Raw genomic sequence first — 25,568 nt, 5'->3', positions numbered from 1 at the left:
CCGTCGACCCTAGCCGGACGCACCGGCAGCGCGGCGAGCACACGCAGCCGTCGCGGTCCCGGGGATGGCTCAGGGGTGGCTCAGGGCCGTCCCGTCGGCCCGGTCGGCCTGCCGGGCGCCGAAGGGCAGCGCCGGTGGGCGCCGGGGCGCCGGGGTGCGGAGCAGCCGGTAGTTGACCGCGCAGCCCAGCACGATGCCCGACCAGGCGAGGACCGCGTTGCCGGTCAGCAGGCCCGCGAGGAAGACGGGCAGGGCGATGCCGAACTGCTGGAGCAGGCGCAGGCGCAGCACCACCCCGAAGCGGCCGGCGGCCTTGTGCCGGCCTTCGGCGGTGGCGGCCAGCAGGCGCAGCGGGAGGGCGGTGGCCTGAGCGACCATCAGCCAGCTGAACCAGGTCGCCGCCGTGCCGTGCAGACCGTAGAAGCCGGGCAGCACCGTCCAGGTCGCGGCCGCGACGAGGACACCGACGGTCGCGGAGACGGCCAGGACGCCCGCGCGCAGGTTCCGCCAGTCCCGGGCGGAGGGGGCCGCACCCGTGCAGACCATGCCGGTCGCGTTGACCAGGGCGGTGATCGGGATCTCCAGCGTCGCCGTGAGGACGGCCCCGGCGGAGAACGCGGCGAGCCGGGCGTCCCACGAGGCCCGGAAGGTCAGCGCGAGGACCAGCAGCAGGTCGAAGCCGATCACCGAGAGCATGTGCCCCCACTCCGTGAGCACGGTGCGCGCCACCTGGCGCAGCCAGCGTGCGCTGTCCCGCAGCCGCAGCGAGCGGGACAGCTGGTCACGCAGCAGCCACACGGTGACGGCGCATTCGAGGACGGCGATGAGGGAGGTCGCGGCGTAGGCGCCGGCGAATCCCAGTCCGGCCCCGTGCACGAAGAACCAGTCGAGCGCGGCGTTGGCGACGACGGCCACGGCGTACAGGGTGAGGAGCGGGCGCGAGCGCCGGAGCGCGAACAGGGCCATGGCGCCGACGAACTGGGCGAGGCGCACGGGGGCGGCCAGCAACAGCCAGAAGAGGGCCGACCGCGTGTCCTCGCGGATGCCCGGCGCGACGCCCAGGGTGTCCACCAGGTACGGCAGCACGGCCAGGCCGATCGCCGCGACGAGCAGCCCGGCCGCCGCGGCACCGATCAGCCCGCTCTGCACCGCCCGCCGGCGGGCGTGCGCGGACAGCGCCCCGGCCACGGACAGCCCGACGACGGGCCCCATGGCCATGGCGGTGATCGAGTCGAGCAGGAGCAGGCGCTGCGGCAGGGCCGCGGCGGCCACCGCCTGCTCGCCCAGGGTGCTGATCACCCACAGGTCGGTCTGGGCGATGGCCTGGCCCATGACGGACGCCACCATCATGGGGCCCATCAGGGCGAGGACGCGCCGGCCCAGCGACGGGGCGGAGGTGGTCGCGCCGGTCACAGCGGGCTCCAGGTGAGGACGGCGAAATCGCCGGAACGGGAGAGCGACCACCGGATGCCCGGTGCCGGGTACAACCCCGGCACCTCGGCGAGCTTCACCCGGCCGCGCTCCAGGGATGCGTGCCCCTTGAGCGCCACGACGACCTTGGGGGCGGTGGTTCCGGTGGTGAGGGCCAGGCCCCGGTGCCGGTGCTCCGGTGAGGCGAACCAGCGTGCGGCCGAGGCCGCGAGCAGTTCGATGTGGTCCTGCGGCCGCAGCGCGATTCCCTCGCGCTCCAGGAATTCGAGGAAGTGCAGGTGCATGCGCCAGTCCAGCCGTCGGCCCGCGGCCACCGCCCACTCCAGGAAGGCCTCGTAGAGGTCGGTGGTGTCCGGCAGGCGTTCGGCCAGCTGCGGGATGCGGTCGAAGAGCTGGTGCCAGCGGATGCGGAGCGATTCCTGGGCGATCAGCCGGTCACGGGATCCCGCGGCGAGGGAGTCACGCGCGGCGGGGCTGATGCAGGCGTCGAGCCGCGACGACTGCGGCGCGGGTGCGGTCAAGGTCCGTTCTCCATTCGTCCAGGTCGTGGTTGGCGTCGCGTTCGACGACGAGCGTGGCGTCCGGTGCGGCGCGGCCGGCGAACAGCGTCACCAGGTCGAGGGTGTCGTCGCTGACGGGGGAGTCGTGGCTGTCGATGATCAGCGAGTCCGACGTCGGCGAGGGGCTGTAGCCGGCCAGGTGGAACCTGCGGCCCACGCCCGGCACCTCGGCCCAAGCAGCGGCGGGCTGCCCGGTGTTGAGCTCGGCGACCACCGCGTTGGAGACGTCCATCAGGACTTCGCACCCGGTGGCTTCGACCAACTCGGCGTAGGCGCGGGCCTGCGGGATGTCGCAGGGCGCCTGCGAGGGGAAGTTCTCCACGGCGAGGACGGTGCCGAGCTCCTCCTGCCACGCGCGCACGGAGTCGATCACCGGCTGCCAGGCGCGGTAGTCCACCTCCAGGGCCAGCGACAGCGGCTGGCCGTTGTGGGAGAAGTGGGCGATGTGGTCGCTGACGTAGAGCAGGCCGCAGTCCGCCCGCCACCGGTTCACCAGGTCCAGGTAGTGGTCGAGGCGCGCCCGGTCCGGGTCGAGGAACCGGGACAGCATGATGTGGCAGCCGACCGGGAGGTCACCGACCGTGCGGCGGAACTCCTTCGGGTCGAGGTGGGCGAAGCCGTCGATCAGGACCTCGACGAAGTCGACGTGACCCGAGTCGCGCAGCGCGCAGGCCAGCTCCAAGGTGTCCGGCGAGGTCACATTGACACCGATCAGCATCAGCGCAGCTTCCCCTTGGCGTAGGCCAGCAAGTCCTGGGGCGCGCTGACCGCGCCGGGACGTTCGGCCGGCGGTATCTCGTCGAGGTTGAGGACGATGCGCTTGCCGCGCGCGCGGACGTCGTCCACCCACTGGTCGAACAGGTCGACGTAGGACAGGCCGCGTTGTTCGGAGGCCTCCGCGAGACCCGGGATCCAGCCCTTGCACAGCTGGCGGAGGTAGGCGCGGCAGTAGGGGACGCCGTAGTCGTGCGGCTCCTTCTCCCCGGCTCCCGCGGTGCCCGCCGACCGGTGCCGTTCCAGGGCCGAGGCCGCCCGGGCGAAGTCGGCGTAGTACTGGTCCGGCCGGTCCGTCCAGGTGAGGTCCGCGTGTTCGACGATCACGGTGACGGGCTGGTTCTCGGTGATCAGCCGTTGGTCCAGCACGGTGTCCAGCAGCGACCACACGCCTTCGTGGACCGCCACGGAGTGGCCGTCGTGCAGGGCGCCGTCCCGTCCCGTGCGGATGCCCGACAGGTGCAGCTCGACCACCTGGGACCACGGGATCGCGCCGAGCAGCACCTCCACGGGGACACCGCAGTTGACGGCGTCGATGTAGAGGTGGGCCAGGTCGACGATGAGGCCGGTGCCGGTCTTCTCGCAGATCCGCGTCACGGCCTGCCAGGCGTCCAGGATGCCTCGGGCTGAGGCGGAGTAGCAGTTGGCGTTCTCCACCCAGACGGGCAGGCCCGAGGTCCGGTGAAGGTCGGTCAGGAAGCGCACGGCGCGCTGCTCTTCCTCCTTCGTGCCGGTGAAGTACGAGTGGAGTCCGAAGGAACCGCCGCCCAGGGCGCGGTCGCCGGTGACGTGGACCCCGATGGAGGTCGGCTTGTTGCGGCGGGTGGCCGACTGGTCCATCACGTAGTCGATGTAGCGGGCCTGTTCCCGCGGGCCCTCGCAGATCGCGGTGCGCCCCAGGTGCAGGGAGAACTCCGGGACGGCCGGTACCCCGTCGAGGCTCTCCCATTTCCGCCACTCGTTGAACCCGAATTCCAGGAAAGGGTTCTCGCCGACGATGGCGAGCCGCCGGGACGGGTCCGGGTCGAGGAATCCCGGCGTGAATGATCCGCCCACGCGGAGCAGGTCGTCGCGGACCGGCAGAACTGTCGCTTGCATATCTTTCCCTCCACCTGCTTCCGGGTACGGCGGGGGCGCGCTCCGCATTCGGAGCGCGCCCACATGATTGGTCAGCCCTTGTTGTAGCTGCCGCAGGTCAGGGCCTCGGCCATGACCTCGATGTCCTGGATGTCGATCATTGTGTTCACCTCCCCGGGTGATTCCGGTGTGCTGGCTGTGTTCGCCGGCAGGCTTCAACCTGCTTGCGTTCAGCCCTTGTTGTAGCTGCCGCAGGTCAGGGCCTCGGCCATGACCTCGATGTCCTGGATGTCGATCATTGTGTTCACCTCCTCGCGTGATTCCGGTGTGCTGGCTGTGTTCGCCGGCAGGCCTCAGCCTGCTTGCGTTCAGCCCTTGTTGTAGCTGCCGCAGGTCAGGGCCTCGGCCATGACCTCGATGTCCTGGATGTCGATCATTGTGTTCACCTCCCCGGTGAATTCGGCGCACGAGTGGAGCGACGGCCTTTTCGGGATTCCCCGGGGATCCCGGGTTTTTCGCTTTCGGCCGGTGCTCCCTGGCGATGTCTCTACTGTGCCCGGTCCCCGGAGCGGCTGGAAGGGATTTCCGGTGGACGGATTCTGCACTGGCATATCCCGTCCACCTCGACCTGCGGCGCAATGGGCCACGGAACGACGGAAGCCGCGTCCCGGGGGGACGCGGCTTCGGTGGAAGGGGGGTCGGGCGGGGCTCAGACCCGGGTGGCGGGGAGCCAGCCGTTCTGGACGGCGTGCGCGCCGGCCTGGAAGCGGCTGCGGGCCTCCAGCGCCTCCAGGAGTTCGGCGGCGATGCGTCGGGCGGTGCGCGGGGAGACGCCGAGGCGCTTGGCGATGGCCTCGTCGGTGAGTCCCTGGAGGAGCAGGTGGAGGGACTCCTGGTGCTGGCGGGTCAGCCCGTCCATGTTGCGTTCCACCGCGGCACCCAGCCGGTTGGCGCTCTGCCAGACGCTCTCGAAGAGGGCGCACAGCGCCGCGATGGGCCCCTCGTAGGCGATGACGACCGCGCCGGTCTGGGCGTCGTTGGTGTCGAGCGGGAGGACGGCCTCACGGCGGTCCGAGATGATCATCCGCACCGGCAGGGTGGGAGCGGTGCGCACCTGTCCGCCGTGGCGGTGCAGCCAGTCCATGTGGTCGAGGGTGGGCTGGTGGTTGCGGACGCTGTCGAGGTAGACGGTGCGCATGGCGATGCCCCGGTCGAGGAGCGCGGCGTTGGGGACGCGGCTGGCTTCGAGGTCCTCGATGCTGTGGCCCCCGCCGGGCGCGAACGTCATGATCTCGTGGCGGGTGTTGGCGGCCAGCCGGGCCAGCCGGTCGCGGATCTCCTCCGGCCCGTGCAGACTCTCGGCCCCTGCGGTGGCGCCCCGCGGACGCATCGAGGAGCACTCGGCGATGAGCTGCGCGGCGGCGGCCCGGGAGGCGTCCACCTTCTGCTGGTGGGCGGCCAGTTCGGCCTGCTGACGGGCCAACAGCAGTTCCATGGCGTCCTCGGGGTCCAGGGCACGGAATCCGAGGCCGCCCCGGGACGAGGGCCGGACCAGCGAGAGGCGGCTGAGCCGGTCGAGGCAGGCGCGCAGATCGCTCTCGGGCAGCGCGATCCGCTGGGCGAGAGCGGTCACCCCGTCCTCGGGGTGGGCGAGGAGTGCCCGGTAGACGCGTTCCGCTTCGGCGTCCAGCCCCAGCAGTTCCAGCATGGCGATGCCCCCAGAGGTTAGTACACGTGCGCCTGCACGGAACTATACGAAGAACCCCTGGTCAGGGGTTCGACACACGGGGGTCCCAGAGGGCGGTGACTGCGACCGTGTCGGGGCCCGATCCCCTGGTCGGTTCCTGTCATGGCATAAACAGTCCCCGGCGGCGGCCTGTACCGCGGTGCCGGGCGCTGCGGAGGATGGCCGCATGTATCTCGTGCATGCCCGACTCCGGGCCCCGGATCACACCCCCTTTCCCCCGGACGCGGCACAGCTGTTCCTGGGCTGCGCGCTCGACGGAGAGGGCCTGGAACACGTCAGCGCGCACGGCGATGCCACCGGCGGCCCGGTCGTCGGCTTCTACCTGACCGCGCCCTCGCTCGCCATCGCGGAGCAGGCCGCATCGGCCGTCTGCCACCGCGCGCTCCTCGCGCACCCCTCGCTCGCCGAGGTGCACGTGGTGTCCTTCAGCGCGGCCCTGGCCCCGCCGCACCGCAACGCACTCCGGGGATCCGGTGGACGGGATATGCAGATGCAGGATCCGTCCACCGCGAACCTCTTTCACCCGTTCTGAAGTCCCAGCAGAGTAGGGCCATCGGCAGGGGAACCGGCCGGAACCGAAATCCGGGCAGGGTGCCTGGGACGTAACCGAAGCGACTGTGCTCAGGGGGAAACAGATGTCCGTGTTCGCCACTCGAATCGCCAAGACCGCGGCCGTTGCCGTCATCGCCGCCGGTGCTCTGGGACTGGCACATTCCTCCACCACGGCGAAGCCGATGGACGCGCACCACGTCTCCGCCGCCGGCCCCGCCCTCAGCGCGACCATCGCGCTGAACCCGACCAACCTGGGGAAGCAGTCGGCCACCGACGACGTCACCTGGGGCCACTGACGGCGCTTCTGGCTGTCGACGGACAGGGCGATTCCGGTCTTGGGGGGCCGCTACCCGGCGTCGCGGCGCTCCAGGTCGACGCCGGCGTCGCGCAGGACCGCCAGCACGTAGCCGAGTTCCGCCTCGTCGATCCGCTGCTCGGCCGCGGCGAAGTTCTGCCAGACCAGTTCGAAGCGCGCCTCGCCCGGTCCGCCCGCGGCGAGGCAGTCTTCGAGGGCGCTGGGGTTCGAGCCGAAATACCCGCCGGCCCCGTTGACCGCTTCGCCGAGCGCGCAGTAGAAGCTCGCGATGGTGGGCATGTCCGCGCCGTCGACCAGGTAGCGCGGCGCCGCGCTGTGGCGCTTCGCCCGGCGTCCGGCGCCGAACCAGGACTGCTGGACCACGTGCAGCCAACTCCCGTGCAGGTCCGGGCGGTAGGAACGCCACTCGCCCCGCTCGACCGGAACTCCGGATGCCCAGCGGCGCCAGATCTCGCGCGCCCCGGGGTAGGGCAGCGAATAGCCGCCGAGTGAGGCCAGCACGTCCGTGGCACCACTCGCGTCATCGGCGACGGCACTGGCCGTCAGGTCGACGGCCCCGATGTAGTAGCGCGCCATCGGCTGCCCCGACCGGTCCAGCACCTGCAGCTCCACGTCCTCGAAACTCTGCGGCCGGGCGGCTGCGGGCAGGGTCGTGCCGAGGAAGCCGACCAGCGCGGACTCGGGCTGGGGCGCGTCGGTGAAGAAACCGTCGACGTCGTCGGCGGAGAGGATCTCCCGGCGCAGTTCATCGTCGAAGAGTCGGTAGTAGGGGGCCACGGCGGGACCTGCTGAAGTCCTACGGGATCCCCAGGATGTTCTCCACCGATTCCTGCACGAGGGTCGCGATGCGGGCCAGCTGCTTGTCCTCGGGTTCGGTCAGCGCCAGGCGTTCGGTCTGCCACTCCATGAACAGCGGGGCGAACCAGATCAGTTGGACGAGCCTGGCATCGATCACGTCCCCCGGCTGCGGGATGCGCCCCAGGAGGGCCACGTAGGCGTCGCCGGCCTCGGGGTCGAACGTCCCGGACCGGAGCTTCCCGAGGAATCCGTCTTCGTCGTCCCAGGCCTCGTCCAGCTGGTCCAGCAGCTCTTCCACGCCTATCTCCTCACCAGATACCGACGATCGCTTCGGGCGGAATGAAGCGCCATGCTAGCACCTCGGAGTCTTTTCTGGCGTAAGCACTGTGACGTCGGCTCGACGGAAACGGGCCATCCGATATATCCGTGTATTTGTACGGTATTCGGCGCAGGTCGATGGCCACCACGCCGTTCCCTTGGTTGTATTTGTCGAAGGCGATGTCAGGGTTTTTGCTGAGGGATATCCAAGGCGTCCGCTTCTTGCCCGCCACATGCGAAAGCGGCCTCACGGCAAGGTTGTTCGGGTCCCGTGCGGTCAGCCCCACGGACGGGTCCTCGCCCTTCGCCAGGGCGCGGTAGACGATATGTCCATTGGGGTCCGGGCCGGTCGGCCGGGGATTCGCGTGCGGAGAGAGCCCGAGCGGATCGGACCACGTGTGAGGATTGTGGACGTAGGTATCCGGATTGGGCGCCGGCGTGAGACCGAGCGGGTCCGGGGTGATGTAGCGGGCGGTCTCGGGGTCGTAATAGCGGTGATGGTTGTAGTTGAGGCGCGTCTCGGGGTCGAAGTACTGGCCGGGGAAACGCAGCGGGGTGTACGTCGTGCTCGCGCTCGGCCAGGCGGTCTGTCCCCACAGTGTGGAACCGGCTTGCCAGGCGATGCTCTCGGTCGCGGGGTCGACGAGTTCGGTCGGGGTGCCCACCAGGTCGGTGACGATCGCGAAGAACCGCTGGTCGACGCGGGCCTGGTCCTGGTCGTCGGCGATCGGGACGGTGATGGTCTCGGTCTGCGCCAGCGGGTGCAGGTCCTGGTGGTCCCAGCTGATGGTGTGCGGACCGGGGAGGTAGGAGGCCTGGGTGGTCTGCTCCGCGAGGACCGGGCCGTCCCAGGTGAAGGTGGTGACCTCTTCGACGGTCGTCCCGTCGGCGGCCAGCCGCTCCTTGGCGATGCGACGCCCGAACGGGTCGTAGCGGTAGCGCCAGCGGGTGCCGTCCGGGGTGGTGACCTCGCTCAGGCGGTTGTCGGAGTCCCAGGTGTAACGCCAGGTGTCGGGTTTCCGGGACAGCCGCACCGCCTGACGGAGCGTCATCCGACCGGCGGAGTCGTACTCGTACCGTACGCGGCCCGCGCTGGTGAGTTGGGTGCCACTGTAGCTGCGGGCGCCCACGGCGGGCTCGTTGGCGGCCGTCGCCGGCCACTCGGCTGAGGTGAGATTGCCGTTGAGGTCGTACGCGTACGCCTCGGACCAGTCCGCGGCGTGCACACCCGTGACCCGGCCGGCCAAGTCCAACTCGAAGGTGCGCTTGCCGGTCAGACGATCGTCGACGCCGCTGAGACTGCCGTCCTCGCGGTAGGCGTAGGTGCGGCGCTGCAGGACGTGCTGCTGGCTCGTCCGCAGCTCCTGGGCAGAGAGCAGATCGCTGCTGTTCCAGTGGCTGGTGAGGGTGAGCCGGTCGTCGAACGTCCGCTGTTGTTCCCGTCCGGCCGCGTCGTAGCTGAAGTCGATGGTGCCGCCCGGTGTGTCGAGACCGGTGAGCCGACCGGCGGTGTCGTACGAGCGTGCCGTGACATGGCCGGACGGCGTTGTCCGCCGGGTGCGGCGGCCGAGCACGTCACGATCGAAGGTGATGGTCCGCCCGTTGACGGTCTCCGAGAGGAGGCTGCCCAGCGGATCGAACGTACGGCGGACATCGGCGTCCTGATTGACCGCCCGGATGACGTTCCCCGCCTGGTCGTAACCGAAGGTCGTCGACCGGCCGTGGGCTTCCTTGGTGATGACGCGTCCGAGCTCATCGCGGTCGTAGCTGGTCAGGGAGCCGAAGGCGTCGGTGTGCTCGATGAGTTGTCCGGCCGCGTCCAACCGGTAGGCGAGGGCGCGACCGTGGAAATCCGTCTCCGCGATGACCCGTCCCGCCGGGTCGTAGGTGTACGTCCACTGCTGGCCGGTGGCATTGCCGACCGCCACCAGTTGCATGCAGCTGTCGTGGGTGAAGGTGATCCGGGAGCCGTCGGGTCCGGTCCGCGCGGCGAGCAGCTCGAAGTGGGTGTACTCGAACGTCGTCGTCCGTCCGAGCTGGTCGGTGTGCGCGAGGCAGTTCCCCTCGCCGTCGTACGTCCAACGCTCGACGGTGCCATCGGGCCCGGTACGGCTTTCGGGCTTCCCCTCGATCGTCCAGGTCATCCGAGTGACCTGGCCGGCCGGATCGGTCACCGTCACCGGTCGGCCGAAGGCGTCACGCTCGATCCGGGTGACCGCGCCCGTCGGGTCGAGGGTCTCGACCGCCATTCCGGCGTCGTCACAGCGCAGCGAGGTGGTGTCGCCGGCCGGGTCGGTGACGGTGCTGAGGTGGCCGCGGCTGTCGTACCCGAAGGTCGTGACGTTGCCGAGCGGGTCGGTGGCGGAAACCCGCCGTCCGAGCGCGTCGTACGCCTGGCGCCAGGTGGTTCCGCCGGGCTCGGTGATCGCCTCGGGCAGGCTGAGACCGGCACCGTAAGTCGCCGTGGTCTGCTCGCCGTTCGGCCGGGTGACGCGGATGAGGTCGCCGGCGCCGTCGTACTCGTGGCGGGTGGTGCGGCCGAGCGGGTCGGTTTCGGTGAGGAGGCGGTGGTACTCGTCGCGCTCGTAGGTGCTGGTGTTGCCGAGCGGGTCGGTGATCGCGGTGATCTGGGCGCGTTCGTTGACGGTGTAGGTGGTGGTGTGGCCGTGGGCGTTGGTCTCGGTGTGGAGCTTGAGGCCGGTTTCCGGGTCGGGTTCGTCGTAGGTGAAGTGGAAGCGTAGTGAGCCGTCGGCGCCGCCTTCGTCGGTGACGCGGTTGAACTCGTCGTACTGGTAGAGGTATTGGGAGTTGGTGCGGTCGGTCCAGGAGAGGATGCGGCCGGTGGGGTCGTTGGCGAAGCGCATGGGCTTGCCGCTGGAGTTGTAGACGCTGGTGAGGTGTCCGTCGGTGTAGCCGTAGCGCGTGATGAGCGTGTCGCCGCCGTCCGGGGCGCCGCCTGCGAGGCGCAGGGCGGTGATGCGGCCGCTGTCGGTGGTGACGAGGAGGTGGTAGCCGCCGGAGTGGGTGATGGACTGCGGGGTGCCGTGCTCGTCGTAGGCGAGGGTGTAGTGGTGGCCTTGGCGGTTGCGGACCTTGGTGAGGAGGGCTTCGGTGCCGCCGGGGGCGGTGGTGAACTCGCGGGTGAGGCCGGTGGTTCGGTCGTGCAGGTGGTAGCCGCCCTTGGCCAGGCGCAGGTGGCGGCGTTCGCCGGTGGTGGCTTCGACGGTCTCGCCGGGGTCGGGGTGGGGGTAGGCCTGGGTGCGGCGGTCGGCGCGGATGTGGACGAGGCCCTCGGTGTCGATTTCGAGGCGTTCGTCGAAGGTGCAGACCCAGCGGGGGCCCATCCAGCGGCCGGCGAGGTAGCCGGATTCGTGGTTGCGGGTGAAGAGCAGGGGCAGGGAGCCGGGCAGGGTGGTGTCGACCTGGTCGATGAACATGCGTCCGGTGGCCATGTCGACGGGTTCGCCGCCGGGGCAGATGGCGTCGTCGGCGCGGGCGGCTTCGTCGGGGTTCTGGACCTGGACGCGGCCGGGGCCGGGCTCGCCGGGGTGCTCACCGCCCGGGTGGCCGCCGCCGGGGAGCTTGGGGTCGTGCGGCAGGTCCTTGCCGGCGTCCTTCTCCGCGCCGTTGAGGATGTCGTCGAGCGCGCCCTTGTGCTTGGCGTCGGCCTCGGCGGTGTTCTTGGCGACGGTCTTCAGCTTCGTGCCGGCCGAGTGGTAGAAGTCCTTGACGGCTTTGCCGGCGTCCTCGGCGAGGGACTTGCCGATCTTCTTCGCCGCGTCTTCGAGGGCCTTGACGATCTGGTTGCTCATGACGAGAAGTCCACTCCGTCGACTCTGCCGCCCACGGCGCCGGCGAAATCGCGCACGCGCGCGGCGAGGTCACGGACCCCGTTCTCATTGGTCCCGGGCCAGTTGGCGTCGATGAATTGAGGCATCGACACCGCCTCGCCGGATTGCTCGATCGCCATGGCGCTCCCCCGATCCACGCGTCCGGAGCACGACCGTAGCCCACGACGCGTCGGCTCCGGAAGTCAGTGCCGGTTCCTTCCGCGCGACTTCGCAATGACTCGACGGAGGATTGCCCGGAATCGGGTCCGTCGGCCTGCCGGACTATGCTCGGTGCCGTCTCGGCAGAGACCGCGCCGGACGGCCGGCACATCGTCAGCGGCTCATCGCCCGGCGACCGAACGGGTCGGTGACCGAACGGGCCGGTGACAGAACAGGCTGGCAATAGAACAGGCCGGCAATAGAACAGGGGAGTCCCAGGATGCCGATCCACGTCGCCAGCCGCCGCCGCTCACCAGCGACGCTCGCCACCATGTTCCCCGGCGCCCAGGTGATCGACGTGACCTCCAAGGCGTCCGAGCCGTGGGTTCGACTGAGCCCGTTCTACCCCCACGGCGGCATTCCCGTCCCGTTCACTCCCGGTGTGACGAGCCAATCCGTGGAAGGGATCTGGCAGGCACTCAAAGTATTCGAGAGCACCGACGTCGACCCGGCCAAGCTCGACATCACCTCCATGAAAGGCCTGAAGCGGACGGTCCGCCGCTACGGAGCCGTCCGAGGGCATCGTGCGGGCCTGCACGGGGATGAGCTGCTTCCCTACGAGACGGCCCGTCGGGTGATCTACCTGCCGGCCTTCCGATGGGTCCTCGACAACCGGGTCGGTGACCTCGTGCGAGAGCTCCGGGACATGCAGGACGTCGTCCTTCTCGACTACACGACCAATGGCGACGTGGCCGATCCCCGGACCCCGCTCTCGCACGCGGCACTGATCCAGCGGTACGCCGAGGGCGATTGGCCCGGCGAGGACGGCGCTGCGTAGCACCTGCCGCAGGCGGGCGCACTTGCAAGTGCGTACTTCCCCGTGGATCTCAACTCTCCAATAGCGATCAGGAGTTGCCCGGCCGCCCGGCCGTGGCGGACGGCCAGTCAGGAGAGAACCATGGTCCAGCCCGCGCTCCGCGCCCAAGTCGCCATCGGTGGGACGACGGTGACCTGCCTCCCGGACGGGGAGGCGTGGCTCAACCCGGCCGCGTTCTTCCCGGCGAGCGTGCCGGACGGGTGCGTGACGCACTCGGAGTTCCTGGACGAGCGGGGGGTGGTTCCCGGTGAGCGTCGGGGCGTTCCTGATCCGGGTCGGCCTCGGCCGCGGACCAGGATGTCTGAGGCGGAGAACCTGGGTATCACCGCAGTGGCGGTGCGAGCGAGCGGAGGCGCGGTGGACCGGGAACGGATGCGGTGGACCCCGGCGCGGGCGCGGGCGGAGTTCCGGGCGGGACTGTCCGTGCCGACGGCCGGGCTGGCGCCGGGGTACGTGCAGGCGAACCTGCTGGTGGTGCCGGCCGACTGGGCGGCCGACTTCCGGCTGTTCGCCGCCCGCAACCCGCGGCCCTGCCCGGTGCTGGAGGAGGCCGCGCCGGGCGCCTGGCACAGCCGGCTGGCGCCCGGGGCCGACCTGCGGACCGACCTGCCGGGCTACCAGGTCTGGGTGGACGGCGAGTTGGTGGACGAGCCGGACTCGGTGACGGAGCCGGAGCTGGCCCGGGCGCGGACGGGGGAGCTGGTCTGCTTCCTGATCGGGTGCAGCTTCACCTTCGAGGCGGCGCTGCTGGCGGCGGGGGTGCCGCTGCGCCACCTCGAACAGGGGCGCAACGTGGCGATGTACGTGACCGACCGCTGGTGCCGACCGGCGGGGCGGGTGCGGGGGCGGCTGGTGGTGTCGATGCGGCCGGTGCCGGTGGGGCTGGTGGCGACGGCACGGGCGGTGAGCGGGCGGATGGCGCGGATGCACGGCGCGCCGGTGCACGTCGGCGACCCGGCGGAGCTGGGCATCGCGGACCTGGGGCGTCCGGACTACGGCGACGCGGTGGCGGTCGCCCCCGGCGAGGTGCCGGTCTTCTGGGCCTGCGGGGTGACCGCGCAGCAGGCGGTGATCGGGTCGCGCCCGCCGTTCGCGATCACCCATGCGCCCGGTCGGATGTTCATCACGGACCGCCGGGAGAGCGAGCTGTAGGGGTCTTGGTGCGGAATTGGTCGTCAGGCAGAGGATCTCTCATACTTCCTGATGATCGGTGGTTAGCACCTGGGGGGGTCCTTTGTCCGTGCCAGACGGCACTGCTGACGCTGCGTCCGAAGAGCCCGGGGCGGGTCCGGCCCCCGCCGCCCGGTCGCCGCGCGGCGTGGCGATCGGGCTGGCCGCCTTCGCCCTGCTCGTCGTCACCGCGGCGAGCGCGACGGTGACGGTGGCGGCCGGCCGGCCGGGCGGCTCCGGGCCGACGACGGTGGCCGCCCCGCCGGCGCCCGCCGGTGCGGCCGACGGCCCCGGTCCGGCGCCTTCCCCGCTGCCGGGCATCACCCTGCCCCCGCCGCCGGGCGGCTCGCTGCACGGCACGGTGAACGGCAGCACGCACGGCGGCGACCTGCGGTACTTCCTGCTGCCGCTGCCGGACGGCGCCGAACCCTACGGCGCGCCCGACGGTTCGACGATGAGCACGGACGACCTGGCCAAGGACTACAGCGACGCCGGCGGCCTCGCGAGCGTGCTCGACTCCTACGGCTTCCAGGAGGCGGTGACCCGGCGGTACCGGACCGCCGACGGGAAGACCGACGTGCGCAGCCGGCTGATGCGGTTCTCCTCGGACGGCAACGCGCAGGCCTTCCTGCAGGGCGCGACGTTCAGCAACACCACCCCGGTGGACGTGGCCGGGGACGGCGCCGCCCGCGGCTTCGTGACCAAGCCCGCGCAGCCGGGCTACACCGGTCACCTGATCGGAGTCTCCAGCGTCGGGGACGTCGAGTACGAGGTGACCGTCTACGTGAAGGGCGACCCGGACCCTTCGCTCCTGACAGATGTGATGAAGCGTCAACACGATCGGCTGACCAGTGGCGGATGAACCGGTGACCGAACCCATCGGTTCGGTGGACGAACTGCCAGGTGCGATGAACGAACCGTCGGAGTCGGTGGACGAACCGTCAGGTTCGGTGGGCGAACCGACGGCCGAGGCCGCGCGGCGTCCACCGCGCACCTCGCGCACGGTGCTGCTGCTGGTCGGCGCACTGCTGCTCGGACCGCTGGTCGGCGGCGGGATCGGGTACGGCATCCAGGCGGCCCGACCGGCCACCGCGCTGCCGCCGCTGACACCCGCCGCGCCGCCGGCCTACCCCGCCGGGGCGCTCGACCCCGCGTCGGCCGCCGCAGCCGCACCGAAGCCGCTGCCGATCGACGGCGACCTGCGCAAGCTGCTGCTGCCCAAGCCGGACGGCGCCCAGGACTGGGACTACGCCTACGCCGAGTCCGGCGAGTGGGAGACGGCCGGCCGGATCGCCCAGCAGCACGCCGACGGGGCGGACAACCTCGCCAAGCTGCTCGGCGCCGGCTTCCGGCGGGCGGCCGCCGCCACCTGGCAGCAGGACGGGGTGAAGTACCTGGTCGAGCTGGTGCAGTACGCCTCGGACAGCACCACGTCCGCCAAGGCGCTCACCCTGGCCGCGAACACCGCCGGGTACACCCCGCTGCCGAACGGCCTGGAGGGCGGCTGCTCGGCACCGGACCAGCAGCAGCCCTACGCGGACAACACCGCCACGTACTACCCGGGCAACGCCGTCACCCGGCGCGGCGACGTGGTCGTGCGGGTCACCGCCTTCGGCGACCACCAGGTCGACCTGGCCACGCTGTGCGGCCTGGTCCAGCAGCAGTGGGAGCGGCTGGGATGACCGAGCAGCCCGCCACCCCCGAGGACCCCGCCGTCCCGCGTCCCTCGCGGCCGCTGCGGCCCCCGCGCCCGCTGCGCGCCGCCGCCCTCGCCGTCACCGCCGTGCTCGCCACCGCCGCGGTGGGCGTGGCCGTCGGCCTCGGCGTCCTCGCGGCCACCCGCCCGGAGCACGCCGGGACGGTCGGGCCCACGCCGGTCCCCGGCACCGCCCACGAGACGCCGGCAGCCGGCGGGCCCGTTTACGGCGCGCACTCCGACGGCACCCACTTCGGTGCGCTGAGCGACCTGCTGCTGCCCGTCCCGGCCGGCTTCTCGCTGGGTCTGAACGGCGGCGACGCCGGCGCGGACACCGAGGCCGGCGCCGATCTGACCGGCGATCAGCTGGCCGGCGAACTCGACGCCCAGCTCGACCTGCTCCCGGCCGCACAGCGCTCCGCCGCCAGGACCCGGCTGCAGGGCGCCCACCCCAGGACCGGTACCCGCGGCTACACCGCGGCGGACGGCCACCTGGTCGCCTCGATCTGGCTGGACCAGTTCGCCGGCAGCGCCGACGCGGGCCCGGCCGGGGCCGTCTTCGCCACCGCCTGGAGCGGGGCCGGGACGGACTACCGCCAGGGCCCGTCCGTCCCGGGCCACCCGGAGGTGTCCTGCGTCCTGCCGTCGACCCGGCCGAGTGCGCCGATCGACGAGCTGGACTGCGCCGCGGTGGTCGGCGACGTGCTGGTGACGATGCGGGTCGAGGGCGCCGCACCCCTGCCGAAGAGCGAGGCCGTGTCCATGTTCCGTCAGCAGCTGGAGCGGCTGGCCATTCCGGGAGCGTCCGCATGACCGACCAGCCGAGCCCGGACACCGTCGACGCACCCCTCGACGCACCCCGCGACGCACGTGCCGACGTGCTCTCCAGCGACGAAGCCACCGAGCCGGCCCGCCGCTCCCGCGCCCGCCACCCGGACAGCGTGCTGCGCTGGGCCACCGCCGGCGTGGTGCTGGTGGCGACGGCGGCCGCCGCGGCCGCCGTGGTCACGGCCGTCCCCCGCGACCGGCTGCCCGGCCTGGCCGCCCCGAACGACGGCCGGTACGACTTCGCCCCGCTCAGCCTGCCCCCGCTGCCGTCCGGCCGGCCGGTGCCCTCGGCCAAGTCCGCGGACGGCCGCCACTTCGCCGCGCTGCCCGACCTGCTGCTGCCGCCGCCGAAGCAGGCGCCCGGCGCGGCCCCGGCGGCAGCCGCCGGCTGCGCCGACTACGCCGAGCTGCACGCCACCTCGGCCCACGTGCCGACGGTCCTCGCCACCGACGCCTGCCGGGCGGCCGCCTCCCGGACCTGGACGGCCGAGGACGGCACCCGCACCGAGATCTGGCTGCTCCGCTTCGGCTCCCGGGACGAGAGCCGGCTCTGCTTCGGCTCCCTGGGCACCGCCGGCGCGATCAACCGGGTGCCGAACGCGTCGACCGGTACCGGCGACTTCGCGCTTGGCCCGGACCAGCAGTCCTACAGCCTGGCCGGTGCGGCCGAGGCCGGCGGCCCGGCGGGCTCCCGAGCCGGGCGGCCCACCGGCAGGGTGGCCTACCTGCTGGCCGGCGACGTGGTGGTCACCGTGGTGATGACCAACGCGGCCGGCGTTCCCGACCAGGCCTTCCACCAGGTGGTCACCCTGCAGTCCGAGCTGCTGAGCTGACCACCCGACCATCCACCTGACCATCCACCCGACCGGTCGTCCGACCAGTCAGAGCGTCCGGTTCCGCCCGGCGCCCCAGCCGGCCACGGCCACCACCGCGGCCAGCACCAGCAGCACCACCAGCACGGCGGTCCACCCGCCCGTCAGCTGGTGCAGTGCACCCGCGCCCACCGGCCCGACGGCGGCGATCAGGTAGCCGACCGCCTGCGACATGCCGCCGAGCTGCGCGGCGCCCGCCGCCGAGTCGGTGCGCAGCACGATGAACGCCAGGCCGAGCCCGAGCGAGCCGCCCTGCGCCACGCCGAGCACGGCCGCCGCAACCCAGGCACCCGAGACCGGTGCGATCAGCAGACCGGCGATGCCCACCCCGTTCAGCACGGCCATCAGCACGGCGAGCCCGCGCTGCCGGGTCATCCGCCCGGCCAGCAGCGGCACCAGGAAGGCGCCGGCCACCTGCACCAGGTTGGAGAAGGCGAAGACCAGGCCGGACTGGTCCCGGCTCATCCCGTGGTCGGCCAGGATCGTCGGCATCCAGGCGACCAGGGTGTAGACCATCAGCGAGGAGATGCCCATGAAGAGGCTGATCTGCCAGGCCAGCGGGATCCGCCAGATCCCGGCGATCGGCTTGGCCGCCGGCTGCACCACGCCGCCGGTCAGACCACCGGCCGGTCCGCCGGCCAGTGCGCCGCGCTCCTGACGGGCCCTCAGCACCTGCGGCAGCCAGGCCACCGCCGCCACCAGGGCGAGCAGCGACCAGGCGCCGAGCGAGGCCCGCCAGCCGCCGCCGAGCGCGTGCTCCAGCGGCACCGAGCTGCCGGCCGCCAGCGTCGCGCCGACCAGCATGGTGGTCGAGTAGACGCCGGTCATCGCCGCCGCCCGCTCCGGGAACTCGCGCTTCACCAGCCCGGGCATCGAGACGTTCAGCACCGCGATGGCGACGCCGATCACCACGCAGCCCAGGTAGAGCGCGGCCACCGAGGGCAGCACCCGCAGCAGCACCCCGGCGCCCAGCACCAGCACCGCGCCCAGCACCACCCGCTCGGCGCCGAACCGCCGGGTCAGCCGCGGGGTGAGCGGCGCGCCGAGGCCCTGGAAGAGCACCGGGACGGTGGTGATCAGACCGCTGACCGTGGACGACAGTCCGAAGGTCCGCTGGATCTCGCCGACCATCGGGGAGACGGCCGCCAGACAGGCCCGCATGTTCAGCGCGACCAGCACGATGCCGGTGAGCAGCAGGGCGGGGTGGGCGAGCTTGCTACGGACCGGGGCGACCGGAACACCCAGCGCCTGCTGGGTTCGGGTGACGGACATGGTGGTGCGGCTTTCTGAGCAGGAGTGACCGGTGCGGCCCGGGAACCGGGAGCAGCCGGGAGAAAGGGGGAGGAGAAGAGGAGAAGAGGAAGGGCGGAGCAGGACCGCGCCCGGCACTACTTGCGGGCGGCGAACTCCGCGAGCAACTGCTCGACGGCGGCGGTCGGCTCGGCCAGCAACGCGCGACACGCGGCCTCGGCCAGCTCGGGATCGCCGGAGGCGATCGCGTCGACCAGGGCCTGGTGGGTGGCGACGACCACCTCGGGCATCTCGTGGTCGCCGAAGGCGGTGCGCATGGCCTCCCGCACCGAGGCGCCGAAGTAGCGGTAGACCTCGGTCAGCGCCGGGTTGTGCGCGGCCTCGACGACGGCGGTGTGGAACTCCAGGTCGTGCTCGACGGTGGCCTCGCGCCCGACCCGCTCGGGGTGGGCGGCGATCACCTCGGCCTCGCGGGCCAGCGCGGCGCGCATCCGTGCCAGGTCCTCGGGGGTGTGCCGGACGGCGGCCAGCCGGGCCGCCTCGGCCTCCAGCGCGGCCCGCACCTCCAGCACGTCGCGGACGCCGGAGCGCTGCACCCCGCGCAGCACGGCGGCCGGGTCGCTGGTGCTGCGCACGAAGGTGCCCTCGCCCTGCCGGGTGACCAGCATGCCGGCGTGCACCAGCACCCGGATCGCCTCGCGCACCGTGTTGCGGCCGACCCGCAGCTGCTCGGCCAGCTCGTGCTCGGTGGGGATCCGCTCGCCCACCGGCCAGTCGCCGGCGGCCAGCCGCTCGCGCAGTTGGTCGATCGCGGCGTCCACCAGCGAGCGGCGTCCGGCGGCGTGCAGGTTGGCGGTGCCGCCCGTGCCGCTCGTGCCGCTCGTCTGAGGGCTGGTCATCCCGCCACCTCCGCTCAACGCTCGCTCGTCCGCCACCTGTCCGGTCATCCTACAACCGCTTGCCCGGTCATCCTACAACCGACCCGCCGTACGAGAAGCAGCGAGAAGCAGCGGGAGAACGCCGACGGGGGCCGCACCGAAGTGCGACCCCCGCCCCGCCCGCCGGTGTGGATCAGTCCACGCAGGCGATGCCGCCCATCTGCACCGGCGGCCCGACCTGTTGCACGCTGTTCGGGTCCGCCGCGGGCGCCGCGGGGGCCGTCGCCCCGCCGGCGGCCGGCGCGGCCGCCCCGCCGCCGGAGCCGCCCGACGGGGTGTAGTCGCCGCCCAGCACCACCTCGATGTGCCCGGCCTTGACGCTGCCGCTCGGCGCCGCGGTCACGTTGTACCGGGCGGCGACCAGCGCGGCCGCGTCCTTCTCGCCGGTGCCGTACAGCACGGTGGTCTTCGCCTGGTGGGTGCCCTGGCCGACCTTGCCCGGGGTGAAGCCCATCCCGGCCAGCGCCTTGGACTCGGTGGCGGCGGCCCCGGTGACCGTCGAGGTGTTGGTGACGTCCACGGTGCCGGTGGCCTGGGCGTTCGGGGCGGCCGGGGCCTGGCTGGCCGGGGCCTGGGACGGCGCGGAGCTGGGCGCCGGGGCGGAGCCGCCGCCGTCCACCGCGTTGTCGGCCGGGGTGTCGTGGCCGGTCAGCTGCTGGACGATCTTCTTGACCTGGCCCGGGTCGACCTTGTTGACGTCCTCCTTGGTGCCGCCCACGTTCACCGTCTCGAAGCCGGCGATCGGCAGGGTGATCGCGGTGACGTGGCCGCCGGCCAGGTTGGGCGCCTGCTGGGCGAAGTCCAGCACGTTCCACTGGTCGTCCAGCACCACGTCCTGCTTCACCACGTTGAACAGGTCCTGCATCTTGCCCAGGTCGCCGACGACGCCCTGGTCCTTCAGCTTCTTGATCACCGAGGAGATGAAGGCCTGCTGGCGGTGGGTGCGGGCGAAGTCGCCGAAGTCGCTGGGGTCGTTCGGGTTGACCAGGTTGTGGCGCTGGCGGACGAAGGAGAGCGCCTGGGCCGCGTTCAGCGTGTTGATCCCGGCCTGGAAGTCGGCGCCGGAGCCCTGGCCCTCGATCGCCGGGTCCTTGGTGGCCCGCTTCAGGCAGACCTGGATCGGGCCGACCGCCTGCGCGATGTCGTAGAAGCCCTTGAGGTTGACCTCGGCGAAGTGGTCGATCGGGATCCCGAGGAAGTTCTGCACGGTGGCCAGGGTGGCCTTGCGCCCGGCGTCCCGGCTCTGCTTCTCCATGTCGGGCTTGGAGAGGCCCTTGCCGCTGTTCTTGGCCTCGTACATCGACTTGGCGATGCCGTAGGCCTCCTTGATCTTGTGCATCCGGCCGTCGGCGTTCAGCGTCTGCACGTAGTCGTCGCGCGGGATGGAGATCGCGGTGACCTGGCCGCCGTTGGCCGGGATGTGCATCACCATCAGGGTGTTGGTGTTGTAGCCGCCGACGTCGCTGCTGGAGCCCGCGTGCAGCTCGTCCTGGACGAACTGGCCCGGCAGGTCGTTGCCGTTCATGTCCTTGCGGCTGTCCAGGCCGATCAGCAGCAGGTTGACCGAGTTGTCCAGGTGCGGCGGGGCGGCCTTCTTGATGTCGTCCAGCGCGCTGGAGGTGGTCAGGCCGTCGGTCAGCGAGGTGTAGGCGTACCAGCTGAAACCGCAGGTGCCGAGCACCGCGAGCGAGGTCGCGCAGGCGACCGTGCGGCCGGCCATCACGAGCGGCTTGGGACGGCGCGCGGGCGCGGACTTGCGCCGACCGGTGGCCCGGGGGCCGTTCTGCTCAGCCACGGGGACTCCTTCGATCTCGGACAGTGCGCACCAGGATGACCAGCAGCGCCGCGCCCATGGCGTACAGCATCACCGGGAACCCCTGGATGGCCCACTTGGCGGCGCCGGCGGCGAGCTTCTTGCCACCCTTGTAGTCGTCCGAGTGGGCGAGGTAGGCGGTCGCGGCCGTGACGGCCAGCACTATCGGCGGCGGCGCGGGCAGCACCCACCACCAGCCGGTCCGGCTGCACACCGCCGCCGCCCCGGCGAAGCCGGCCACGCTGCAGAGGAGCAGGCCCCAACCGCCGATGCCGAGGCCGAACAGCTGGTCCGCCAGCCCGCCGGCGGCCGGCAGGCCGAGCGAGAGCAGCACCGCGACGCCGCTGAACGGGCGGGTGGACGGGGCCTGCGCGCGCGCCGTGCGCCGGCTGTCCGCGCGCCGCTGCTGCGCCCGGCCGCCCCTGGCGGGACCGTCCTGGGCGTGCGCGTCGCGGGCGCGGCCGTCCTGCTCCGGCCCGGCCTCGGACCACTCCTGGGGCGCCTGCCGCTGGGCAGGCGGGTAGCCACGACCGGTCCGACCGGTGGCCCCACCCTCGGGTGTGCGTACCCGCTGTCCTGCCATGCTTCCCACCTCTGTGATCGGCCCGGCACCGCCGGATGTCGCCGCGGCGACTGCCCGCGGTGCGCCGGTTGCACCATGGTGCCCCAGTGACGCGGAGCCGGACCCCGGGTCCGGGTGAGGCACGTGTCGCCCTCACCGTTTAGACGGTCGAGCACGCACTGAGGTTGCAACAGTTGCGCAGCTTAGCAAGTGTTCCATGATTGTCATACGGGCCCGTGGGGCCCCCGTGACCGCGTGAACACCACTGAGAACGGCCGCTGCTGACGCTTCATCATGGCCAGTAAAACGGACATTTGATCAGAAAAGACACGGCGGGCGACCGGAAGAATCCGGTCGCCCGCCGTGTGCGGTTCGTCAGGGGGCCGCGGGGGAGGCGCGGCGCGCGGTCAGCGGAAGAGCCGCTCCAGCACCTCGGCCACGCCGTCCGCCGCGTTGCTCGCGGTCACCTCGTCGGCGACGGCCAGCAGGTCGGGGTGGGCGTTGGCCATCGCCACGCCGTACCCGGCCCAGCGGAACATCGGCAGGTCGTTGGGCATGTCGCCGAAGGCGATGGTCTCGGCCGCGGTCAGCCCGAGCCGGCGGGCCGCGACGGCCAGGCCGGTCGCCTTGGACAGGCCCAGCGGCAGCAGTTCGACTATCCCGGGCCCGGCCAGCACGGTGGTGACCAGCTGGCCCAGCACCTGCTGCCCGGCGCTGACCAGCTGGTCGTCCGTCAGCTCGGGGTGCTGCACGTAGAGCTTGCTGATCGGCAGGGCCAGCAGCTCGGCGGTGCCGGCCACCCGCTGCACCGGCAGGTCGGGGTTGGAGAGCCGGTAGTCGGCGGTGGCCAGCACGGCGCCGTCCAGGCCGTCCTGACCGGCCGCCACGGCCAGCGGGCCGAGCTCGGCGGTGAGCTTCTCCAGTGCCACCGCGGCCAGCCGGCGGTCCAGGGTCATCGAGGTGAGCAGCCGGTGCTCGCCCGCGTCGTAGACCTGGGCGCCCTGGCTGCAGACCGCCAGGCCCCGGTAGCCGATCTGGTCCAGCACCGGCCGGGCCCAGGAGGCCGACCGGCCGGTGACCACGATGTGCACCGCGCCGGCCGCCACGGCGGTGGCCAGCGCAGCGCGGGTGCGCTGCGAGACGGTGTCCTCGGGGGTGAGCAGCGTGCCGTCCAGATCGGTGGCGATCAGCCGGAACGGCAGCGCGGGGGTCACTTGACCGGGTCCAGCGTGGTCCGGCCGCCGAGGTAGGGGCGCAGCGCCTCGGGCAGCACCACGGTGCCGTCGGCCTGCTGGTGGTTCTCCAGGATCGCCACGATCAGCCGCGGGATGGCCGCCAGGGTGCCGTTGAGGGTGGCCAGCGGGCGGACCTTGCCGTCCTCGCGCATCCGGATGGAGAGCCGCCGGGCCTGGTACTCGGTGGTGTTGGAGGTCGAGGTGACCTCGCGGTACTTGCCCTGGGTCGGGATCCAGGCCTCGATGTCGAACTTGCGGGCGGCCGAGGCGCCGAGGTCGCCGGAGGCGACGTCGATCACCCGGTAGGGCAGTTCGAGGGCGTTGAGGAAGTCCTTCTCCCACTGGAGCAGGCGGCGGTGCTCGGCCTCCGCCTCCTCCGGGGTGGTGTAGACGAACATCTCGACCTTCTCGAACTGGTGCACCCGGATGATGCCCCGGGTGTCCTTGCCGTAGGTCCCGGCCTCGCGGCGGAAGCAGGAGGAGAAGCCGGCGTAGCGCAGCGGGAGGCGGTCGGCCTCCAGGATCTCGTCCATGTGGTAGGCGGCCAGCGGGACCTCGCTGGTGCCGACCAGGTAACGGTCCTCGTCGGGCAGGTGGTAGACGTTCTCGGCGGCCTGGCCGAGGAAGCCGGTGCCGTCCATGGCGGCCGGGCGGACCAGCGCCGGGGTGATCATCGGGATGAAGCCGAGCGCGGTGGCCTGGGCGATCGCCATGTTCACCAGCGCCAGCTCCAGCAGCGCGCCGGAGCCGGTCAGGTAGTACGACCGGGAGCCGGCGACCTTGGCGCCGCGCTCCATGTCGATGGCGCCCAGCAGCTGGCCGAGCTCGACGTGGTCGCGCGGCTCGAAGCCCTCGGCGGCGAAGTCGCGCGGGGTGCCGATCTCCTCCAGCGTGACGAAGTCCTCCTCGCCGCCCACCGGAGCGGCCGGGTCGAGCAGGTTGGCCAGCGCGCGCAGCAGCCGCTCGGCCTCCTCCTTCGCCTCGCTCTGCTCGGCGTCGGCGGCCTTGACCTCGGCGGCCAGCTCCTTGGTGCGCGCCAGCAGGGCGGCCTTCTCCTCGCCCTTGGCCTGGGCGACCTGCTTGCCGAGACCCTTCTGCTCGTTGCGCAGCTCGTCGAAGCGACTGCCCGAGGAGCGGCGGCGCTCGTCGGCGGCGAGCAGGGAGTCGACGAGGTCGACGTCCTCACCACGGGCGCGCTGCGAGGCGCGCACTCGGTCGGGGTCCTCACGAAGCAGGCGAAGGTCAATCACGGGGCCAGCCTACCGGGGCGGAGGGCGGCTGTGGATAACCTGTGGATAACTGCGGCCCCACGAGTCGCCCGTCGTGTTTTTTCCACAGGCCGTTCGCAGACCCTGTGGATTGCGGCCGTGTCGGGAAAGTCTCAGGGCAATTCTGGGATTTACAGGTTTCAAACCCGAATCAGCCTGCACGGCGGAGGGAAATAGACCACTCGGCCGGGTGAATTATCGGCAGAAGGGTGACTCTGATGGCATCAGTCCGATCTGCGGCGCTTCCCGATGATCCGACCGCACCTGGGAGTGGCTTAGCCGTTTTGTCGATTCATCCCCAGGGCTGTGGATAACCGGTGGGTCACGGCGGTCGTGCACACCTGTGGATGACTGTGGACAGCCGACCGCCCCGGGCGGTGGAACCGGGCCCGGGGCGGTCGGTGGACCGGGTGGGGTCAGGCCTCGCCGCGCCCGTCCAGGCAGCGGGCCAGCCAGTCGGCGGCCCGGTCGAAGTCCTGGTTCGAGGTGCCGGGCTGGCGGGGCGTCGGCTCGCGGCGGTCGGCCCGCGGATAGGAGCCGAGGAACCGGATCTGCGGGCAGATCCGGCGCAGGCCCATCAGCGTCTCGCTGACCCGCCGCTCGGTGAGGTGGCCCTCGCAGTCGATCGAGAAGCAGTAGTTCCCGAGCCCGTGCCCGGTCGGCCGGGATTCGATCCGCATCAGGTTGACCCCGCGCACCGCGAATTCCTGCAGCAGTTCCAGCAGCGCGCCCGGGTGGTTGTCGCCGAGCCAGACCACCATCGAGGTCTTGTCCGCCCCGGTCGGCGAGGAGACCCGGCCGGGCCGGCCGACCAGCACGAAACGGGTGGTCGCCTCGGCCGCGTCGTGGATGTCGGTGGCCAGCGGCTCCAACCCGTACAGCGCGGCCGCGAACTCGCCCGCGAAGGCGCCGTCCGCCTGCCCCTCCTGGACCAGCCTGGCGCCGTCGGCGTTCGAGGCGGCCGCCTCCCAGACCGCGTCCGGCAGGTTGTCCCGCAGCCAGCCGCGTACCTGCGGCTGGGCCACCGGGTGGCTGGTCACCCGCTTCACGTCGGTCAGCTCGGTGCCCGGGCGGACCAGCAGCGCGAAGCTGATCGGCAGCAGCACCTCGCGGTAGATCATCAGCGGCGCGCCGTTGGCCAGCTCGTCGGCGGTCGCGGTGACCGCGCCCTCCACCGAGTTCTCGATCGCCACGAAGGCGCCGGCCGCCTCGCCGGCCCGCACCGCGTCCAGCGCGGCCGGCACCGAGGGGAGCGGGACGAGCTCCCGCGTGGCGGCCTCCGGCAGGGTGTGCAGCGCGGCCTCGGTAAAGGTGCCCGCCGGGCCGAGGTAGGTGTAGCGGGTTGCCGACATGTCCGCGCCTCCGTGCGTCTCCCGAGGGGGCACCCGCCCCCGGCCTTCGGCCGGGGGCTCCCCCAGGCCGAAGGCCGGGGGAGGTACCAGACCTGCCACCTTAGCCACTCCGGGCACCCGCCGTGGACGCGTCCCGACCGGTGG

General features: G+C 72.0%; 24 protein-coding genes. 8 read left to right on the top strand and 16 right to left on the bottom strand.

All coding sequences use genetic code 11. The features are described from left to right. Window positions 1-69 precede the first annotated feature (69 nt). The 5 genes from FHX73_RS12330 to FHX73_RS12310 form a co-directional block, all read right to left on the bottom strand. A complete protein-coding gene (locus FHX73_RS12330) occupies window positions 70-1,413 on the bottom strand; it encodes an MATE family efflux transporter (protein ID WP_145905054.1) in 1,344 nt (447 codons plus the stop codon). Next, a complete protein-coding gene (locus tag FHX73_RS12325) occupies window positions 1,410-1,952 on the bottom strand; it encodes a hypothetical protein (protein WP_145905053.1) in 543 nt (180 codons plus the stop codon). The genes FHX73_RS12330 and FHX73_RS12325 overlap by 4 nt, the downstream gene beginning before the upstream one ends. After that, window positions 1,891-2,709, bottom strand: a complete 819-nt coding sequence (locus FHX73_RS12320) for a multinuclear nonheme iron-dependent oxidase (protein WP_145905052.1) — start codon at window positions 2,707-2,709, stop codon at window positions 1,891-1,893. Before FHX73_RS12320 ends, FHX73_RS12325 begins: the two co-directional genes overlap by 62 nt. Continuing rightward, window positions 2,709-3,863: a multinuclear nonheme iron-dependent oxidase gene (locus tag FHX73_RS12315; RefSeq protein WP_170304897.1), complete on the bottom strand. Its 1,155-nt coding sequence runs from the start codon at window positions 3,861-3,863 to the stop codon at window positions 2,709-2,711. Before FHX73_RS12315 ends, FHX73_RS12320 begins: the two co-directional genes overlap by 1 nt. A gap of 688 nt (window positions 3,864-4,551) precedes the next feature. Further along, the gene (locus FHX73_RS12310) at window positions 4,552-5,550 is read right to left on the bottom strand and encodes a helix-turn-helix domain-containing protein (RefSeq protein ID WP_145905050.1); all 999 of its coding nucleotides are present in this window, start codon (window positions 5,548-5,550) and stop codon (window positions 4,552-4,554) included. Window positions 5,551-5,755: 205 nt separating this feature from the next. Between FHX73_RS12310 and FHX73_RS12305 the strand changes: the two genes are divergently transcribed. Continuing rightward, entirely contained in the window at window positions 5,756-6,121 is a 366-nt protein-coding gene (locus FHX73_RS12305) for a hypothetical protein (protein WP_145905049.1), read from the top strand. 103 nt (window positions 6,122-6,224) lie between these two features. After that, window positions 6,225-6,437, top strand: coding sequence for a hypothetical protein (locus FHX73_RS12300; RefSeq protein WP_145905048.1), 213 nt, complete (start codon window positions 6,225-6,227; stop codon window positions 6,435-6,437). A 50-nt stretch (window positions 6,438-6,487) separates the two neighbouring features. Here FHX73_RS12300 and FHX73_RS12295 read toward each other — a convergent pair whose 3' ends face one another. Genes FHX73_RS12295 through FHX73_RS44600 form a run of 4 tightly spaced genes read right to left on the bottom strand, consistent with a single transcriptional unit; the run spans window position 6,488 to window position 11,543 of the window. Beyond that, the gene (locus FHX73_RS12295) at window positions 6,488-7,234 is read right to left on the bottom strand and encodes a barstar family protein (protein ID WP_145905047.1); all 747 of its coding nucleotides are present in this window, start codon (window positions 7,232-7,234) and stop codon (window positions 6,488-6,490) included. A gap of 19 nt (window positions 7,235-7,253) precedes the next feature. Next, on the bottom strand, window positions 7,254-7,553 hold the full coding sequence (locus FHX73_RS12290) for a hypothetical protein (RefSeq protein WP_145905046.1): 300 nt from the start codon (window positions 7,551-7,553) through the stop codon (window positions 7,254-7,256). Window positions 7,554-7,563: 10 nt separating this feature from the next. Further along, the gene (locus tag FHX73_RS12285) at window positions 7,564-11,385 is read right to left on the bottom strand and encodes an RHS repeat-associated core domain-containing protein (protein WP_145905045.1); all 3,822 of its coding nucleotides are present in this window, start codon (window positions 11,383-11,385) and stop codon (window positions 7,564-7,566) included. Further along, the gene (locus FHX73_RS44600; protein ID WP_170304896.1) at window positions 11,382-11,543 is read right to left on the bottom strand and encodes a hypothetical protein; all 162 of its coding nucleotides are present in this window, start codon (window positions 11,541-11,543) and stop codon (window positions 11,382-11,384) included. Before FHX73_RS44600 ends, FHX73_RS12285 begins: the two co-directional genes overlap by 4 nt. 299 nt (window positions 11,544-11,842) lie before the next feature. Between FHX73_RS44600 and FHX73_RS12280 the strand changes: the two genes are divergently transcribed. The 6 genes from FHX73_RS12280 to FHX73_RS12255 all read left to right on the top strand — a co-directional run bounded on the left by FHX73_RS12280 (window position 11,843) and on the right by FHX73_RS12255 (window position 16,966). Next, on the top strand, window positions 11,843-12,400 hold the full coding sequence (locus FHX73_RS12280) for a DUF6939 family protein (RefSeq protein WP_145905044.1): 558 nt from the start codon (window positions 11,843-11,845) through the stop codon (window positions 12,398-12,400). A gap of 336 nt (window positions 12,401-12,736) precedes the next feature. After that, a complete protein-coding gene (locus FHX73_RS12275; RefSeq protein ID WP_145905043.1) occupies window positions 12,737-13,591 on the top strand; it encodes a putative hydro-lyase in 855 nt (284 codons plus the stop codon). A 166-nt stretch (window positions 13,592-13,757) separates the two neighbouring features. Then, window positions 13,758-14,471, top strand: coding sequence for a hypothetical protein (locus FHX73_RS12270; RefSeq protein ID WP_145905042.1), 714 nt, complete (start codon window positions 13,758-13,760; stop codon window positions 14,469-14,471). 4 nt (window positions 14,472-14,475) lie between these two features. After that, window positions 14,476-15,291, top strand: coding sequence for a hypothetical protein (locus FHX73_RS12265; RefSeq protein ID WP_145905041.1), 816 nt, complete (start codon window positions 14,476-14,478; stop codon window positions 15,289-15,291). Further along, window positions 15,288-16,118 (top strand): hypothetical protein, encoded by an 831-nt coding sequence (locus tag FHX73_RS12260; protein WP_145905040.1) that lies wholly within the window; start codon window positions 15,288-15,290, stop codon window positions 16,116-16,118. The genes FHX73_RS12265 and FHX73_RS12260 overlap by 4 nt, the downstream gene beginning before the upstream one ends. Beyond that, window positions 16,115-16,966 carry a hypothetical protein gene (locus FHX73_RS12255; protein ID WP_145905039.1) on the top strand — a complete coding sequence of 284 codons (852 nt, stop codon included), beginning with the start codon at window positions 16,115-16,117 and terminating at the stop codon, window positions 16,964-16,966. The genes FHX73_RS12260 and FHX73_RS12255 overlap by 4 nt, the downstream gene beginning before the upstream one ends. A gap of 48 nt (window positions 16,967-17,014) precedes the next feature. On the opposite strand, the gene FHX73_RS12250 is transcribed toward FHX73_RS12255, so the two are convergent. The 7 genes from FHX73_RS12250 to pheA all read right to left on the bottom strand — a co-directional run bounded on the left by FHX73_RS12250 (window position 17,015) and on the right by pheA (window position 25,424). Then, window positions 17,015-18,277 carry a CynX/NimT family MFS transporter gene (locus FHX73_RS12250; RefSeq protein WP_145905038.1) on the bottom strand — a complete coding sequence of 421 codons (1,263 nt, stop codon included), beginning with the start codon at window positions 18,275-18,277 and terminating at the stop codon, window positions 17,015-17,017. Window positions 18,278-18,393: 116 nt separating this feature from the next. Further along, complete coding sequence (locus FHX73_RS12245) at window positions 18,394-19,155, bottom strand: FadR/GntR family transcriptional regulator (RefSeq protein ID WP_145905037.1); 762 nt, start codon at window positions 19,153-19,155, stop codon at window positions 18,394-18,396. Window positions 19,156-19,327: 172 nt separating this feature from the next. Beyond that, window positions 19,328-20,989, bottom strand: a complete 1,662-nt coding sequence (locus FHX73_RS12240; RefSeq protein WP_246213482.1) for an LCP family protein — start codon at window positions 20,987-20,989, stop codon at window positions 19,328-19,330. Next, on the bottom strand, window positions 20,982-21,590 hold the full coding sequence (locus tag FHX73_RS12235; protein WP_145905036.1) for a DUF6542 domain-containing protein: 609 nt from the start codon (window positions 21,588-21,590) through the stop codon (window positions 20,982-20,984). Before FHX73_RS12235 ends, FHX73_RS12240 begins: the two co-directional genes overlap by 8 nt. 386 nt (window positions 21,591-21,976) lie before the next feature. Further along, window positions 21,977-22,783 (bottom strand): HAD family hydrolase, encoded by an 807-nt coding sequence (locus FHX73_RS12230; RefSeq protein WP_145905035.1) that lies wholly within the window; start codon window positions 22,781-22,783, stop codon window positions 21,977-21,979. After that, window positions 22,780-24,054 carry a serine--tRNA ligase gene (gene serS, locus FHX73_RS12225; RefSeq protein ID WP_145905034.1) on the bottom strand — a complete coding sequence of 425 codons (1,275 nt, stop codon included), beginning with the start codon at window positions 24,052-24,054 and terminating at the stop codon, window positions 22,780-22,782. Before serS ends, FHX73_RS12230 begins: the two co-directional genes overlap by 4 nt. A 434-nt stretch (window positions 24,055-24,488) precedes the next feature. Further along, window positions 24,489-25,424 (bottom strand): prephenate dehydratase, encoded by a 936-nt coding sequence (gene pheA / locus FHX73_RS12220; RefSeq protein WP_145905033.1) that lies wholly within the window; start codon window positions 25,422-25,424, stop codon window positions 24,489-24,491. Window positions 25,425-25,568: the final 144 nt, after the last annotated feature.

The sequence above is a fragment of the Kitasatospora viridis genome (genome assembly GCF_007829815.1).
Taxonomy (GTDB): Bacteria; Actinomycetota; Actinomycetes; order Streptomycetales; family Streptomycetaceae; genus Kitasatospora; species Kitasatospora viridis.
This window is presented reverse-complemented; position numbering and strand designations above follow the sequence as displayed.